We start from the raw sequence: 1,265 nt of genomic DNA, 5'->3' as shown, positions 1-1,265 counted from the left end.
GTCTGGGAAGGGGCGGCGGCAGCGGGCGGCGTCCCGGCTCCCGCATCCGCCGTCACGGGGGTGAACGGTGCTGCCGCCAGCGGCGGTTGGGCCTCGGGGGTCGAGGTGCCGCCGCCACCGGACAACACGTCGCCGATGGACACGGTCGGTGAACCGTCCCGCGGGGACGCGCCCCCGCCCACGGATGGCTCCGCTCCACCGGCGGGGACCTCAGGGCCGACCCGTTCCCATCAACGGGCGGAACCGCTGTCGGGGGCTCTGGGGCCGCCACAAACGACTCCGAAGCCGTGTCCACCGACCGCACCGACGCCCCGTCCGGCGACAGCGACGCCGACTCAGAACTCGTCGAAGGCACATCCAACGGCAGGACGAACGACTCGCCGTGTCCACCGACCGCACCGACACCCCGTCCGGCGACAGCGACACCGACTCAGAACTCGTCGAAGACGCATCCAACGGCAGGACGAACGACTCCGCGTCCGTGTCCACCGACCGCACCGACGCCCCGTCCGGCGACAGCGGCGCGGTGTCGGACGTGAGGCCCTCCGGCACGTTCCGCGAGACCGTCTCGGGCGTGCGCCCGCCCGCGCCGCCCCCCGCCACCCGTACCCGCACCCGTACCCGTGCCCGGATCGCTGAGCGTGGTCGTCGAGTCCGCCGACGACGCCCGCGACGTGACCGACAGCGCATCCGCACTCCGCCCGACCGGCGTGTCCCCCGGGGCGACCACCGTCTGCGGTGTCCCCGCCTCCCGCAGGCCCACCGGCGGCTCGCCGCCACCACCGCCCTGCCCCGTCGCCGGCAGCTCCGGGGAGACGACCGTCTGCCGCGGGGCACCGCCGTCCCGCGGCACACCGCCCGACACCGGCTGCCCGCCGCCCACCGACGGATTCCCGCCCCCACCCGGAGGCGTGAAGCCCGTCTTGACCTGAACGAACTTGTTGTTGAACGCCCTGGGCACCTTCACCGGGTTGACCTTCAACGGGGTGACCTTCTGGGCCGCCGGGTCGCCAGCTTCTGCCCGGTGATCATGATCGCGGACGACGCCACGTTGTTGACCGCGCCACCGACCGCCGCCGCCACGATCGACTGCGCCGCCTTCGCACCCAGCGCCTTGGACACACCCGCCGTGAACACCTTGCCGATACCGAACCCGATCGCCCCGCCGATCGCACCCATCGCGACATTGATCCCCAGCTCGGTGAGATTCTCCGTCGTGAACTCCCGACGCGTCCCCTTCGCGAACCCGACCACCTGCGCCGCGA

The 1,265-nt window shown here is 73.1% G+C and carries 1 protein-coding gene; it reads right to left on the bottom strand.

The window, feature by feature from the left end; translation table 11 throughout:
- Positions 1–978 precede the first annotated feature (978 nt).
- On the bottom strand, positions 979–1,265 hold a 287-nt coding region (locus tag OO54_RS40980; protein WP_033212865.1), incomplete at its 5' end, for a hypothetical protein.

Origin of the sequence: Streptomyces wedmorensis (assembly GCF_000716445.1) — a bacterium.
Classification (GTDB): Bacteria; Actinomycetota; Actinomycetes; order Streptomycetales; family Streptomycetaceae; genus Streptomyces; species Streptomyces wedmorensis.
This window is presented reverse-complemented; position numbering and strand designations above follow the sequence as displayed.